Source organism: Ensifer adhaerens (assembly GCF_028993555.1).
GTDB classification, from domain to species: Bacteria; Pseudomonadota; Alphaproteobacteria; order Rhizobiales; family Rhizobiaceae; genus Ensifer; species Ensifer adhaerens_I.
Genome location: NZ_CP118612.1, coordinates 320702 through 335619 on the forward strand (window position 1 = coordinate 320702; position 14918 = coordinate 335619).

General features: G+C 58.5%; 15 protein-coding genes. 11 read left to right on the forward strand and 4 right to left on the reverse strand.

Going from position 1 to position 14918, the window contains the following annotated elements:
• Positions 1-8: 8 nt before the first annotated feature.
• From PWG15_RS34355 to PWG15_RS34380, 6 genes are all read left to right on the forward strand, one after another.
• Entirely contained in the window at positions 9-1568 is a 1560-nt protein-coding gene (locus PWG15_RS34355) for a hydantoinase/oxoprolinase N-terminal domain-containing protein (RefSeq protein ID WP_275027310.1), read from the forward strand.
• On the forward strand, positions 1561-2691 hold the full coding sequence (locus PWG15_RS34360) for an S-methyl thiohydantoin desulfurase family protein (protein WP_275027311.1): 1131 nt from the start codon (positions 1561-1563) through the stop codon (positions 2689-2691). The genes PWG15_RS34355 and PWG15_RS34360 overlap by 8 nt, the downstream gene beginning before the upstream one ends.
• Entirely contained in the window at positions 2688-2960 is a 273-nt protein-coding gene (locus tag PWG15_RS34365) for a hypothetical protein (RefSeq protein WP_275027313.1), read from the forward strand. Before PWG15_RS34360 ends, PWG15_RS34365 begins: the two co-directional genes overlap by 4 nt.
• 104 nt (positions 2961-3064) lie before the next feature.
• Positions 3065-4642, forward strand: coding sequence for an ABC transporter substrate-binding protein (locus PWG15_RS34370; RefSeq protein WP_425536856.1), 1578 nt, complete (start codon positions 3065-3067; stop codon positions 4640-4642).
• 668 nt (positions 4643-5310) lie between these two features.
• Positions 5311-5550 (forward strand): type II toxin-antitoxin system ParD family antitoxin, encoded by a 240-nt coding sequence (locus PWG15_RS34375; RefSeq protein ID WP_275027986.1) that lies wholly within the window; start codon positions 5311-5313, stop codon positions 5548-5550.
• Entirely contained in the window at positions 5547-5876 is a 330-nt protein-coding gene (locus PWG15_RS34380) for a type II toxin-antitoxin system RelE/ParE family toxin (protein ID WP_275027316.1), read from the forward strand. Before PWG15_RS34375 ends, PWG15_RS34380 begins: the two co-directional genes overlap by 4 nt.
• A 332-nt stretch (positions 5877-6208) precedes the next feature.
• Here the strand turns inward: PWG15_RS34380 and PWG15_RS34385 are convergent, their stop codons facing one another.
• Together PWG15_RS34385 and PWG15_RS34390 are read right to left on the reverse strand one after the other, a co-directional pair.
• A complete protein-coding gene (locus PWG15_RS34385; protein ID WP_275027318.1) occupies positions 6209-7705 on the reverse strand; it encodes a GNAT family N-acetyltransferase in 1497 nt (498 codons plus the stop codon).
• A 762-nt stretch (positions 7706-8467) separates the two neighbouring features.
• Entirely contained in the window at positions 8468-9340 is an 873-nt protein-coding gene (locus PWG15_RS34390) for a LysR family transcriptional regulator (protein ID WP_275027319.1), read from the reverse strand.
• Positions 9341-9434: 94 nt separating this feature from the next.
• On the opposite strand from PWG15_RS34390, the gene PWG15_RS34395 reads away from it, so the two are divergent.
• The gene (locus PWG15_RS34395) at positions 9435-10154 is read left to right on the forward strand and encodes a glutamine amidotransferase (protein ID WP_275027320.1); all 720 of its coding nucleotides are present in this window, start codon (positions 9435-9437) and stop codon (positions 10152-10154) included.
• 12 nt (positions 10155-10166) lie between these two features.
• Here PWG15_RS34395 and PWG15_RS34400 read toward each other — a convergent pair whose 3' ends face one another.
• Positions 10167-10718, reverse strand: coding sequence for an IS630 family transposase (locus PWG15_RS34400; protein WP_275027321.1), 552 nt, complete (start codon positions 10716-10718; stop codon positions 10167-10169).
• A 7-nt stretch (positions 10719-10725) separates the two neighbouring features.
• The gene (locus PWG15_RS34405) at positions 10726-11118 is read right to left on the reverse strand and encodes a helix-turn-helix domain-containing protein (RefSeq protein WP_275027322.1); all 393 of its coding nucleotides are present in this window, start codon (positions 11116-11118) and stop codon (positions 10726-10728) included.
• 104 nt (positions 11119-11222) lie between these two features.
• On the opposite strand from PWG15_RS34405, the gene PWG15_RS34410 reads away from it, so the two are divergent.
• The 4 genes from PWG15_RS34410 (at position 11223) to PWG15_RS34425 (ending at position 14581) form a co-directional block, all read left to right on the forward strand.
• The gene (locus PWG15_RS34410) at positions 11223-11915 is read left to right on the forward strand and encodes an aspartate/glutamate racemase family protein (protein ID WP_275027324.1); all 693 of its coding nucleotides are present in this window, start codon (positions 11223-11225) and stop codon (positions 11913-11915) included.
• Between the two features lie 402 nt (positions 11916-12317).
• The gene (locus PWG15_RS34415; protein ID WP_275027325.1) at positions 12318-13115 is read left to right on the forward strand and encodes a DUF1194 domain-containing protein; all 798 of its coding nucleotides are present in this window, start codon (positions 12318-12320) and stop codon (positions 13113-13115) included.
• A 173-nt stretch (positions 13116-13288) separates the two neighbouring features.
• Positions 13289-13963, forward strand: a complete 675-nt coding sequence (locus PWG15_RS34420; RefSeq protein WP_275027326.1) for an XRE family transcriptional regulator — start codon at positions 13289-13291, stop codon at positions 13961-13963.
• Positions 13964-14581 carry an RES family NAD+ phosphorylase gene (locus tag PWG15_RS34425; protein WP_275027327.1) on the forward strand — a complete coding sequence of 206 codons (618 nt, stop codon included), beginning with the start codon at positions 13964-13966 and terminating at the stop codon, positions 14579-14581.
• Positions 14582-14918 lie beyond the last annotated feature (337 nt).

Consider the following 14918-nt stretch of genomic DNA (forward strand, 5'->3'; position numbering starts at 1 on the left):
GACTATCCGTGTATCGATTGGGAATAGATGTCGGTGGTACCAACACCGACGCTGTCATCATGGAGGGACAGCACGTCCTTTCGGGGGTCAAGGCTTCGACGTCTGAGAACGTGACCACCGGTGTCATCGAGGCATTGGAAGGCGCCGTTTCGAAAGCCGGGATCGATCGTTCCAAGATTGGAACCGTGATGATCGGAACGACGCATTTCACCAATGCTGTGATCGAGCGCAAGCATATCAGCCATGTCGCTGCCATCCGCCTCGGCCTGCCGGCGACCTCCAGCCTGCCGCCGCTCGTCGATTGGCCGGACGATCTGGCGGCAGCCGTCGGCCATCACACCTATCTTGTTCGTGGGGGTTATGAGTTCGATGGGCGTGCGATCGCGCCACTCGACGAGGAAGAACTTGTCCGCATCGCCCAGGATATCCGGGCAAAGAATGTCAAAGCCGCAGCGATCACCTGCGTCTTCAGCCCAATCAATTCTGAGATGGAAAAGCGGGCGAAGGCCGTTATCGAGAAGCACTGTCCCGGTCTTCCGGTCGTGATCTCCGGCGATATCGGACGCATTGGATTGCTTGAGCGCGAAAGTGCTGCGATCATGAACGCAAGCCTGCTTCCGCTGGCGGCAAAGACCGTCGACGCCTTCGGCAAGGCGCTTGCCGAAGCGGGGCTCTCCTGCCCCTTCTTCATTACCCAAAACGACGGCACCCTCATGGCCGCCAGGACGGTCCGCAGCTTCCCTGTTCTGACCTTCGCGTCCGGGCCCACCAATTCGATGCGTGGAGCGGCGTTCCTGACCGGACGAAAGGAAGCAATCGTCGTTGATATCGGAGGGACTACTTCCGACGTGGGAGCGTTGCATCACGGCTTTCCGCGCCAGGCGGCAACCATCGTCGATGTTGGCGGCGTGCGCACCAATTTCCGCATGCCGGACGTCTTCTCGATCGGCCTTGGCGGTGGCTCCCTTGTGCGCGAGCTTGCTGGCGGCGAGGTCACGGTTGGACCGCAATCGGTTGGTTACCGTATTGCCAAGGAAGCACTCGTCTTCGGCGGCTCTACCCTCACGACGACGGACGTCGCTGTCGCACTCGGCAAGGCCAGTGTCGGCGACGCCTCCAAAGTTGCCGGACTTGATCGGGCGCTTGCCGAAAAGGCTCATGCAAAGATTGTCTCAATGCTCGAAAATGCGGTCGAACGCAGCCGCGTCTCCGCTGATCCGATCCCGGTGATTGCCGTTGGCGGCGGCTCAATCTTGATGCCCGATCGCCTGGGCGAACTCGAGGTCATCCGTCCGGAGAACTTTGCAGTCGCCAACGCCGTCGGTGCGGCAATCGCGCAGATAAGCGGCGAGGTCGACCGGGTTTTTGCACTCGAAAGAGGACTCACGCGAGAGATCTGCCTGAAACAGGCGGAGCAGGAGGCCACCGAACGGGCACTTTCGGCCGGCGCCGTTGCAGAAACGATCCAGGTTATCGAGCGGGAAGACGTGCCGCTTGCCTATCTGCCGGGAAACGCCACCCGCATTCACGTGAAAGTCGTTGGCGAAATGGGAGGTTACCATGGCTGAGCGCGCCCTTAAAACTTCGAACTACGATCCCGCAGACCTTTGGGTCCTTAACGAAGAAGATCTGGAGGCCCTCGAGATTGGCTCCGGGATTCTCGGAACTGGCGGTGGAGGTAATCCCTATCTTGGCAAGCTACGTGCACGTCTTGCCATGCGCAGTGGTTATCCATTGTCGATCCTGCCGCTCGATCGTCTCGCCGACGACGCGCGCTGTGTTTCAATCGGCGCGATCGGCGCACCGGTCGTGGCCTATGAACGTCTGAAGGAAGGCCGCGAGGGGCTGCGATGCGTGCGTGCGCTGGAAGAGCACCTGAACATTTCGATCGACGCGATCGTCTGCGAGGAAATCGGCGGTTCAAACTCGATGGAACCCCTGATCGCGGCCGCCTTTGCCGGTCTTCCGGTTGTCGACTGTGACGGCATGGGACGAGCGTTCCCGGAAATGCAGATGACGACCTTTTCGATATACGGGCATCGTTCAACTCCGAGCGTGATGTGCGACCTGCACGGCAATACCGTGCTGTTTCAGCATGCGGCGTCGGAGCTTTGGCATGAGCGCATGGCGCGTGCTTGCGTCGTCGCCCAAGGTGGCTCGTCCATGCTTGCCTCGTCACCGACGACCGGTGCGTTCCTGAAGAAATACGCAGTTCCCCATTCCTATACGCAGGCCATCGCACTTGGGCGCGCAGTTTTGAAGGCGCGGCGGGAGCATGCCGATCCGGTGGCGGCAATCTGCGAGCAGGAGAAGGGTCGCACCGTCTTCATGGGCAAGATCGTCGACCTGGAGCGGCAATTGCGCGGTGGCTTTGTTCTCGGCGAGGCAAAGCTTGCAGGCATCGATAGTTTCAACGGCGATAGCGCCTCGGTGATGATCCAGAACGAAAACCTGGTCTTCAGCCGAAACGGCACTGTTGAAGTGTCCGTGCCCGATCTGATCATCGTGCTCGATGTCGATACCGGCATCGCGATCACAACCGAGATGCTTCGCTACGGCCAACGTGTCGCAATCGTCGCGTTGCCATGCCATCCGCTATTGCGATCTCAAGCGGCACTTGAAGTCGTCGGACCGAAAGCTTTTGGCTTTGACGACGTTGTCTTCCGCCCGATTGAGGAGATGCCGGCATGACAGTTGGTTTGAAGGCCAACTGTAGCATCGATGCGGTTATGACCGGGCGCTGCCTTCTCGAACAGAGGCAAAAGGCTGGAGTTAAACGCGGCAAGGCGGTGGTGAACGGCACTGGCGTGGTTGCCGGTCGTCAGCTTGGGGTTGTGTTCCAGAACGCGTCTCAGGCCCGAATTGCGCTTGATGCAGATGGCTACGTGCCCGTGACCCTCGAACAGCTTCGCCATGGTTTCACGGTCAAACTCACCGGTTTTGCGTCCGGCCGGCGATAGCGCTGCCACAGAACTGCGATTTGCCGGCAGCGGCGAACACGAAACCCGGCCGCCACTGGGCGGCCGGCGTCCTCAACGACAACAAAGCAAAAGGGAACACGGATATGAAGAACACCCTCATCACGGGCCTGCTTCTGGGGCTGGTGCAGACGACAGCGCTTACCGCCCCGGCCGCGGCCGCCGAGAAAGTGTCTATCGTCGTCAATGCAACGCAGGAATTTGGGACGATCGATCCCGGCAAGATCAACGATTATACCGAATACATGGCTGCGGTGAACCTTTACTCGGGCCTGACCACCGTAAACCCGGACGGTTCAGTCGTTCCAGAGCTTGCTGAAACTTGGAGCGTTTCCGACGACGATAAAACCTACACCTTCAAGCTGAAGCAGGGCGCTACGTTCCAGGACGGAACGCCGGTCAAGGCGTCGGATGTCGTCTACACGGTCAAGCGGCTGCTCGCAGGCAATGAAGGCCCTTCTTATCTCTTCACTGGCATTGTCGACCCGGAGAAGGTTAGGGCCGTCGACGAACAGACCGTGGAGATAGGGTTGAAGAAGGTCTATGCGCCTTTCATCACCAGCACCCCGCTCATCCTCGTTTTGAACGAAAAGCAGATCAGGGCAAACAGCAGCCAAGAATGGGGAGGGGACTATCTTGCCGATCATCCGGCGGGTGCTGGCCCTTACACGCTTTCGTCTTGGCAGCGGGCCTCGCAAATGGTGATCAACCGCTATGAGGGTTATCACGGTGGTTGGAACAAGGGAAAACCGATTGACGAAATCCGGTTCGTCATCACCCATGACGAGGCAACGGTAAAGGCGCTGGCAGCCAAGGGCGAGCTCGGAATGTCGGCCCGCGCCCAGGCAAACGAAACCTTCGATGCAATCGGAAAAATGCCAGGTTACAAGATCCTGAACGGCACTACGGCAACCGGTTACTATATCAAAATGAACACCAAGGTGCCGCCGACCGACGACATCCACGTTCGCCGCGCCATCGCCTATGCAACGGATTACGACACGGTACGCAAAGTGATCCATCCCGGTGAACCGATGAACGGCCCGTTGGCTGCGGTTTTCAAGGACGCCTATCTCGATGAACTTGCCGCCCCGGAGTACAATCTGGAAAAGGCCAAGGAGGAACTTGAAAAATCGAAATATGCGGGCAAGGGGCCGATCAAGGTTACGCACACGTATGTGACGGGCCTCGCATTCGAGGAGGATCTTGCGCTGCTGATGCAAGCCAACCTGGAGCAGATCGGAATAGAGCTCGATATCAAGCCGGAACCTTGGAACCGGATCACCGAGCTGGCGGCTGAAGTCGACACGACGCCAGCCACCACTCAGGTCGTCTACGGCCCCACCTATCCATCCCCTGACAGCGTTTTCTACGTACAGTACCATTCCAAGGCCAAGGGCACGTGGGCCTCTATGGAATGGCTCGATGATCCGGAAATCGACGCACTCATCGACAGATCGCGCGAGACGCTCGATCCTATCGCACAGAACGCTCTTTATAAGGATATCCAGCGCAAGGTCGTTGAAATGCAGGCCGACGTTTTCCTGACAGTCGAGGCACAGCAATATGCAGCCAGCAAGTGCCTGCAGGGTTATGCCTTCATCCCCATGCAGAGTTGGGACCTGAACTTTTCGCGCTTCTGGTGGGATTGCCAGGCCGAATGACAACGCAAGTTTCCTGATACATCCTGGAGCAGGGCCTCAAATAAACCTTCCGATTGCGAAGAAAACGGGTTCGGGCGGCTGAAGATGTAGATTTCAGCCGCTCAAACCGTTCATCGGCCGGGCGATCGTGATCGGTCGGCAGTCCGACGCGGGCGAGTCAGCCGCAAGTCTGTTTGCGCGCATCAGAACAGGGATTCGGCAACCTTTCGTGACCGAAGAGCGCCAGCCCGGCTTGATCGGAGGAGATGACAAGACAGGCTTTCGGACGGGCACAGCCATCAGCCCGCCGCAGCAAGGTCCCTTCGCCGGGACGATGGATGGGTTAGGCCGTTATGCGATCAGCAGCACGCGGTGACTGCGCCGTTTTAGATTGGCCAACCGGTCCTCAGCAAACCCCATAGAGCAGCGGCAAAGCTCCGACTGCGGACAGAAGCAAGCACTCGGCGAGGGATCAAGCGCACAAGGGATTGACGAGGCGCCCGTTACAGAAGAATCGCATAATGTATCGACTGGGATTTCGCCGTACTGGGGCAAGGGGGCTGGCTAATGCCGCTCTATCGATTTCTGGGATCGACGGTGGCGATCAAGAGTTAGGATTGCAATATCCTGTGCGAGTGAAGGCAAGTGAATTCCTTGCCAAATTTTGCCAAGCAAGATATTTTGGCTTCATGAGCACGATGAACATTTCCCTTCCAGACTATCTGAAGAGCTTCGTCGATGAACAAGTCGCCGGACGGGGCTATGGCACAAGCAGCGAATACATTCGCGAGTTGATCCGCCGAGATCAAGATCGCCTGAAGCTGCGCAGTTTGTTGCTTGACGGTGCTTCCTCCGCTCAGACTGCCCCGGCCGATGCAGATTACTTCACCGGGTTACGCGATCGGGCTCGTGGTCGGCGGAGCAAGTGAAAACCAAGCCGGTTATTCCACGCGAGTTGGCACGTACAGATGCCGAAGCCGCCGTCGACTTTTATGTACGTGAGGCGGGAGCGGACGCCGCCTTAGGATTCGTCGACGCTCTTCAAGCGGCTTACGATTTGATAGCGAGGCATCCAGAATCAGGATCCTTGCGGTATGCGTACGAATTGGGATTGCCTGACTTGAGGGACGTCTGTCTGAAGAGATATCCCTATCTCGTTTTCTATCGCGTGCAGGTTGACCACGTCGACGTTTGGCGTGTGCTTCATGTCAAGCGGGATATCCCGCAATGGATGCAGGGACCGGAAAGCCACTGATCTTTCGAAGACTTATCGCTGAAAGTTGTCAGTGCCTAAGGTTCGACTCCCATCAAGGCGCTAGATAGTCATTGTGGGCGGTCGTCAGTCGAGTCCGACGACCTTTGCCGGGCGAACGTTTGAAAACTCTTCACTCCGGAAATCATGCTTGATTTGAAAAGAGGTGTGCCGACGGCACCTTTCAACCAGCACTCCCGCTTCTTTTTGATGTAGGTGAAGGCAACACACCGGTCTAAGGCGGGGGCGTGCATGCGGATTTCGATTGGGGTTTTCGGTGTGCCCCAGAGGACATCCACGACTCTTAAGCGGAGGTCCGGCATCGGGCAAGCCGTCTAGAATGTCCATGGCGATGCTATAGGCAAAGTCGGCCCCGCGCGCCGATTTAGTGGATGCGCTGGGAGCTTTCCGGAGTTGCAATGTGCCGGGTCGATGATCGCCACAGACTGCTTGAGCGAGGAAGGCGCAACGCCTGCTGGCTGGCGCCCGACAAAGAGCGGCAGGGTCGGTGGCTTGGCCTTGCCCAGGAGCGGCGGCGCCGTCACCCGGACAACGCCTCCGGGTCTCGGCGTTGTAGTCGCGATACCGGTCTGGCTGAGCTTCACCATGCTGATGCTAAGCCCGTCGCGTGCGGACTGGATATCCGGTTTGATCTCGAGTGCCTTGCGAAAGGCATCCGTGGCGTCGGCGTGGTTGTCCAGCGCCTGCAGGGCGTTTCCTAGCCTGACCCAGCCCTTCGCCAGATGTGGCACAACGACCAACAGCTTCCCGAACGCGGCCGCAGCCGCCTGATGGTCGCCCTTATCTGCCAACAGTTGGCCGAGCGCGTAGAGGGTCTGCGCGTGGGCGGGATCGGTATCAAGGATCTGGCGGTAGGCGTTCTCGGCCTCCGCCGTATGGCCTTTCTCGTGGTTCTTGTTCGCCTCGCTGAAGATGCCCGAGAGCGCCCTTGGGTCGAGCCGGTCGCCCAGGTTGCGGCGGGTGCGGGTCTGCACGACCTTAGAGGTGATGAGTTTGTCGCTGGCGCCGAAGGTGTATTTGTATGCCTCGTCGCCGCGCAGGAAGTCATAGGTCCGGTAGCCGTTCGCAATGGCGTGGCGGATGCTGTAGGCGTGCAGCACAAGTCCCGGCGGCACGATCTCGGCGCTCTCGTCGCGCCCGGCCATGTTGAAGAAGTACGTCTTCTTCACCGGATCGATGAAGGTCGCCAGGGCGCCGAGCGGCCGATCCCGGTGCCACAGGACAGGCAGGAACAGGCTGCCATCGGCGAAGGCATCGCTGAGAACGTGCCGGTTGGTGTTCAGGATCCCGGACAGGCGATTGCCCTTGCGGGGCCCCCATCGATTCTTCCAGAAATCAAGGAGGATGCCGACGTCGCGATTGATCGTTACAGAATCCGCCAGCGTGATGCGGAATTCTTCCGAACCGTCCACCTTGCGGAGGAACCGCCTCAGCTTCTGGCGCATGTTGGTGCCGAGCTTCTGCTCGAGATACCCGTCCCATGTCTCGGGCAGGTCGACGGACGGACATTTGGCGTTGTCAACGTTGTCTTCTGCGTTGATCCTGCTCAGGGTCCGCATCGTGAGCTGCTTGTCCTCGAGATTCTCTAGGAAGCTGCGCAAGCGTCCTCTGGACATGTATAGGTTTTCGAGATGCAGATTTGCCCAGTGCATCCTTCTCAGATGCTTGGCAAAGGCCGCCATGGCCGCCCGAGCGAATTCGGGAGCGCAGACCGCCCCAGTGTAGTCCGCGACGTAGGAACCGCCCATGTGGACGTCGTGGTAGAAAATTTCGGCCTTGCCGTTCACCCGGGTCGTCAGCCGCAGGGGCATCAATGCCACGTAAGGTGAAGAGCGCGTGCCCTGGCTTGCAGCCAGAACGAACCATTGGCCTTCGATGTGCCGGAAGAAGGCTGAAATGAATTGCCAGGACAGGAAATACTGCGCGTCCGGATCCGCTCTGTAGAGCTTGTCCCAGTTCTGCTTCAGCCTATCAAGATCTTCCCGTCTGGATATGACGTCGATACGCATACTGCCACCGCCATACTTTTCCAGGAACCTTCTCGTTCATGAAGTCAACTCCAAATTCGCGGCTCCGTCAAGTAAACCTCCGGCTTGACTGCACCTTGAACTCGGATTGACGGCGGTTTGTGTTTAGAAGGTCGTGGTTCAGCTGTGCAATTGATGTGAAGTTCGAATGCTCCCTAACGACACGGCGCATAGTAGCGCTTCACGCGGTGGCGTCTGATGCGAGTACCAGAGTTATGCCGTCGACGTTTGAGCGGCACACCGCTTACGAAAAATGCGAAGCGAACCTTCGCCGACCGAACGGTCCTTCTGATGGATTGCTAAAGGAATGCGACGTGGCTTTTGAATAGGCGCATCACGAATGGCGACCGCTCATAATGAGAGCCCCTTACCGGTAGAACAGGATGAGCATTGTGCGGTGTTTGTTTCCGATTTGGGCGTTTAGATGGTGTTGTCTCATAGCGTCACTGACCTCAACGCATTCGCTGGGATCCAGCCGACGTTCGGGAAGTTCAGACTTGGAAATGAACGTTTGACGTTGCCCAGTGCGGTGCTACCCTCTCGTCTCTACTGATACGACGCCCCTAGTTCGCTCCGAAGCGCATCTAGTGCGCTCGAGTGATGACCCGGGCACCAGATCAGATGTGTACGCACATCCGCGACCTCCGGCGGCAGCGGCGAAATCTGAACCTGTCCTTCGGCGTGAACTGCCCGCAACACCGATCGCGGCATGATCGCTATGCCGGATCCCGCTGCAACACAGGCAACGATGGCATGGTAGGATGCGAACTCCAGCACCCTTTCCGGCACAATCTTCGACATCGCCAGCCAGTCTTCCAGAATACGGCGGTAAGAACAGCCGGCTGCAAATGCTATGATTGTGCGTCCGCGCACGTCGCATGCATCCCTGATCGGTGGCATCGACAATGGGGCGATCAGAGCCAGTTCTTCAGCGAAGGCAACTTGGGTTGCCAACCCTTCGGTATCGAAGGGTTCGGAAACGAGCGCGGCCTCGACATCAAAGTGCCGGACACGACGCAGCAGGGTGGATGAATCGCCCGTGACCAGTTCGATCTGCACATCCGGATATCGTGCGTGGAATGCTGACAAGAGCGGCGGCAGGCGAGCGGCGGCAGTGCTTTCCAGCGTGCCGATGCGGAGTGTTCCACTTGGCCCCCTGGTCTTCAGCGCGGCCTCCGCCTCGGCGGAAAGCCGCAGGAGCCTCTCTGCATAGGTCAGCAAGATTTGCCCGTCGGACGAAAGCACCAGCCGGTTGCGCTGACGCTGGAACAGTTTGACGCCGAGCCTCTCTTCGAGGTTCTGGATTCGCGTGGTGACGTTCGACTGCACCCGCCTCAACTGCGCCGCCGCGCCGGTGATGCTTCCAGTCTCAACGACCGATCGGAAGATCTGGAGTGAGTCGAGGTCAATGTTTCTCAATGTGAGAACCTTTATTCTTAATTTTTCATTTTTCAGGATGATGCGCTAACGGTAAAGACGCGTCAATCAATCTCCGAAGACTGGACGCTAGCCGATGAGCCTGACAGCCCTCCTTCTTCTCCAGACCGGCACCCCACCCGATGCCCTCCGCACAACGCATGGCGACTTGCCGGAATGGTTCGCCTCCGCGCTCGGGCGCCCGGTTGATACGATCCGCACGATCCGTGTCTTCGAGGGAGAGGCCCTGCCGGGGCCAGATGCCGGAACGGCGGCGATCATCACCGGGTCCTGGTCGATGGTGACGGATCGCGAACCCTGGAGCGAAGCGCTGTCCGACTGGATTCGCCAGGCCATGGCACTTAACGCGCCGCTGTTCGGGGTCTGTTATGGCCATCAGCTCATGGCGCATGCGCTTGGCGGTCAGGTCGATTTCCATCCGGGCGGACGAGAGATCGGCAGCCAAACCATCGCGCTTCTGCCCGATGCCTCTGAGGATCCGTTGCTGGCCGACGCTCCAGCCAGGTTCACTGCGCAGTTAACGCATATGCAGACTGTGGCGATCCCGCCGCTTGGCGCCAAGGTGTTGGCACAGTCGGAGCATGACGCCCACCAGATCCTGCGCTACGGGCCCAACGCCATATCGACCCAATTCCATCCGGAATTTACGCCCGAGATCATGGCGGGCGTTATCCGCTCGCGCATCGACGCATTGCATCGGGAAGGGCGTGACGCCGAAGCACTTCTGACGTCCGTTCAGGAGGCGGCATTTCCGGGGCGCTTGCTGCGCGATTTTTTCGCAAGCAAGACCACCTAAAGCATATTGCGTTTAATCGGCCTCATATCCGGCAGCCTTGAAGTAGTTACGGCATTCTGTGACGGAGTAGAGGTTACAGATATCGCCGAGGGCCTGAGCAATGGCGTCGAAACTGCGGGCGGCGCGCTTTCGCAGAAGTGTCTTCAGCTTGGAGAAGGCCATTTCGATTGGATTCAGGTCGGGTGAATAGGGCGATAGAAACAGGAGCCAAGCGCCTCGCGCCTTGACCAATGCTTCGGCCAGTTCGCTCTTGTGAAATCCGACATTGTCGAGAATGACGACGTCGCCTGGCGACAGCGTCGGAGCGAGCTGGGTTTCGATCCATGTCTCGAAGATGCGGCTATTCATCGGTGCGTTGACGATCCACGGCGCGACCATGCCATGCGATCTCAACCCGGCGATGAAGGTTTGGGATTTCCATGAACCGAAGGGGGCATGGCTGCGGTAACGCCGACCTCTCGGCGACCATCCCGAGCGCTTGGTCAGTTTCGTATTGGTCGACGTTTCATCGATAAAGATCAGCCGCGCCAGGGCCTTGTTGAAGAATCGCCGGCGCCGGCGCATCCACAGGTCACGCGCCTGTTCGATCTCCGGGCGTTGATGTTCGCTTGCCCGCAGGCTTTTTTTTATGGCTCAGCCCGAGCCGATGGAGAAAACGGCCAACGTTGGAGCGGTGCACGATGACGCCCCGCCCGGCCAGTTCAACGCACAGCTCGTCCAGCGTCAATTCGCCGTTCTCGGCCAGCCGTCCGCGCATCCAGTCGCCGTGCGCATTCAGTTTGCCGCCACCGACATGGCCTTGTCGTCGCGGTTCAAGCGAGCCGGTCTCTCGCTTCAAGATCACCAGGTTGTTCACAAAACGCGGAGAAACCCGGAAATGGCGCGCTGCCTCCCGATGGCCGTGGCCCTCTTCAACAAACGCAATAACACGACTACGCAACGCGATCGGATGCGATTTGCCCATTCGTGATCTCCCTTCAACGCGAAGGGAATCACACATCCCATGATTCGAGAATCTTGAATCTCAAAAATCGCGATCTGCTTTTAATCGATCGGAGGAACAAGGACATGCGCAAGATTGGCCTCATTGGCGGCATGAGCTTTGAAGGCACGGCTGTTTACTACCGTCAGATCAACGAGACAGTGCACCGCAAACTGGGCGACATGCATTCGGCGGAACTGCTGCTTTATTCCGTGGATTTCCAGAAAATCGTGGACATGCAAAAGGCTGGTCGCTGGGACGATGCGGGCAATTATCTTGCCGACATCGCGCGCCGCCTTGAGAGCGCGGGCGCTGAAGGTGTCTTGATGTGCGCAGTGACCATGCATCTCGTCGCTGAGCCGATTGAGACGGCGTTGGGCGTGCCATTCCTACACATCGTCGATGCAACGGCAGACCGGCTGCAGGTGGCCGGATGCCGCAAACCGCTGCTGTTGGCCACGCGTTACACAATGGAGAACGGTTTCTACCCGGAATGCATGGCAAAACACGGGATTGACGTCATGGTCCCCGATGCAGACGGGCGAACCCTGACCCACAATATCATCTTCGATGAACTTTGTGCGGGCAAGATTTTTGATTCTTCGCGCAATGCTCTGATCGCATTGATTGAGAAGGGCAAAGCCGAGGGGGCTGATTCCGTGATCTTCGGCTGCACCGAGATCTGCCTGATCCTCGATACCGGCAAGTTGCCTTTGCCCGGGTTTGACTCGACGGCTATCCATACCGAAGCCGCGGTCGCCTTTGCCTTGGGGGAGTGACCGCTGCTGGCGCGCCAACGCTCGAGAATGGAAGTCGCCTCGGCCTGTGGCCAAGAACGGAGCAAGGCGAGGGATTAGGCTGGTTCTGATCACTGCAGGTCCGAGGCTAGCAGATCCTCCGGAATGTTCTGATAGGAGACGGGGCGCAGGAAGCGCCTTATCGAGAGTGTGCCGACCGATGTGGCGCCGAAATTCGTTGACAGCTCACGGCGACATTGCACACCAACAATCGTTTCTTTTCAGCGGAGCCTCGGTCCGCGAGCGGCCACACTGCTTGCGCGTAGTCAACCGCGCGCCGATGGGTGCGCGAAGGTTCGAGGTGGAGCTGTAATTAAGCATAAACTAATTCAGATCGGTTGCCTTGTGGTATCCTGCGACAAGGACCACCATGGGGGCGGTGCGATGTTTCGCGAGCTGGTGCTGATCCTTGTTCTCGTCGCATATCCTCAGCGGCCCGCCGCAGCGCCTCCGGACGTCGATTTGGAACTCGTTCTAGCGGTCGACACGTCGGGCTCCATGGACATAGGGGAGGCGCGTGTACAGCGCTTCGGCTATCTGGAAGCGCTCCGACACCCGGACTTCATCAACGCCGTCAAAAGCGGTTATCTTGGACGTATTGCCGTCGGCTATTTTGAATGGGACGGGAAGGTGAATGAATCGTCGGTCGTCGCCTGGCAGGTAATCGAAGACGCCAAGGATGCCGAAGCCTTCGCCGCCAAACTTGAAGCCCGCCCGATCGGCACGCGACACGGCACCTCGATCTCGAGCGCAATCCTCTTCGGCACGAAATGGATCGAAACCAACGCCCATTTCGGAGCGCGCCGCATCCTTGACCTTTCCGGTGACGGGTACAACAACACGGGACTGCCAATCGCAGTCGCCCGTGATGAAGCTCTGGCGCGCGGGATTGTAATCAATGGATTGGTGCTACTCATCAGGCCCACCAATCCAACCGTTCCGCTGGACCGATACTATGCGGAATGTGTCATCGGCGGCCCCGGCTCGTTCATGATCCCCGTGCGCAAGGCGGACGACTTTGTGAGCGCAATCCGCCAGAAGCTGCTGCTCGAAGTGAGCGGGCTAACGCCTGGCTGGACTCCCCAGCCAGCCGCCGTGACACCGCCAGTCGATTGTTTGATCGGCGAGAAATATCCGGGCTTTCTCGAACCGGCATTCCGGAACCTGTTCATACAGCATTAGGGAAATGGCAGTTCTGAAAAGGAGCAGCACGGAGGGCTTTGGAACGGGTCGGTACGGTGGGCCCAGCAGGACTCGAACCTGCACTGTCCGAATACCGCCGTATATTTACGAACTTAACAAACTTGACGAATTTCTCCTTCTTAACTAGATTGTAGTGCAGGAGGCTGAAGACCATGCCCACTACGAAAACTGTTGCTAACGAGCCCCGAAATGCTTCTTCCGACATTGCGCTCTCGATGAAGCTGCCCCGGAAGGCAGATTTTGAGAAGGCGTTGATCAGGCAATACGCTAAGGCGATTAAGCTGAGCCGAAAGGCCGGCCATCAGGTCAGTTTCCGCGTCGTCGTGGATCCGCTGGCCGGAGCGCAGACGATTTCAGTCGTGGAAGAAGAACCGCAGCCTCGTCAGGTTGCGTTTCCGGTTGAAGAGGCGCCAGAGCCGGATGACGAGCTCCAGGCAGCGTTGACTGCAGCACGGGAGCGCGGCCAGCGTCGTGTGGCGGAGATTCTCGCGGAGGATGATATGATGAGCGCGGAAACGTTCGCAGACTTGCTCGGCGTTTCGCGTGTCACGGTCAACACAAAGCGGCAGAACGGGCAGGTTCTCGGTCTCGACGGAGCCAAGCGGGGTTTCCGTTTTCCGTCGTGGCAGCTCGATCGGGACGGTCGGCCCTATGCCGTCCTTCCGAAACTGCACCAGATCCTCGGCGGTGCATGGGCGGTTTACCGCTTCCTTGTGACGCCACATGGTGGTCTGGACGGCCGGAAGGCTCTGGATGCGCTGAAACGTGGTCAGGACGGTGAAGTGGTTGCAGCGGCCGAGAGTGTCGCCCGCGGTGATTTTCGCTGAATGACCGGAATCAAGCCGCCCGCGGGGTTCGAAAATTCCGTGCTCGACATAGAGACCATTCCTGCCGGTCGTCGATTTGGACGAATCTATGCGAGTGCCTTTCCCGACCCGCTAGGATATGGAAAGACGCCGAGCCGGTTCAGTGATCCCCGCCGGCGTGACCCGGCAAGGCGGTTTGGGGTCGTCTACCTTGGCGACACGCTCAAGGTCTGCTTCCTGGAAGCGGTCCTGCGTGATAGGCGCGATGGTCTCGTGGGCGATCTCCCGATTGAGGAGAAGGAGATCTACGCCCGGCGCTATGCGGAGATCGAGACAATCGCGGATCTCCGTGTTGTTGATCTCCGCGATGACCACGCGATCAGAAATGGGAGTTCCGACGGATGTCGCGAAATCTTCCCGCCAAAGCCTTGCGCGGGTGTGGTCATTTGCCTTCATGAGCACCAATCCGTGCCGGACGGCATAATTTATCCATCCCGCCTGAATGGACATACAAATCTCGCGATCTTCGGCCGCGCCATTTCAAAATTGTCGGCGGTACGCGTGGTGCCATTGATTGGAGCACCAGGCCTTGCCACCGTGATAAACGAGCTTCGCGTGAGCCTAGTCGACATCATCTGAGATCGGCATGGTGGTCACAAGTCTTGATCCCATGTGGCTCCCGTGCCGATCACTTACGAGGGGAGCGCAAGGCGTGTTCCCAAGTTGTTCTCTTTATGAGCCGAAATAATCGCATAATGTATCGACTGGAAGGTGCCTCACTGGGGTAGGGCCGGCTATGCTGCTCTACCGGGGAACAACTCCAATTCGCCATGAAGCGCTCTTCCTCTGTCTTGAGGTTGAAGCTGGGCTGCATGCTCATTTTCGGCATTGTGCAGAAATACATAGCGAGGCGTGGAGCGGTATCCGTCGGCGGATCTTGCCGTTGGGACGGCGATTGCCTCGCTCAAAAACGGGG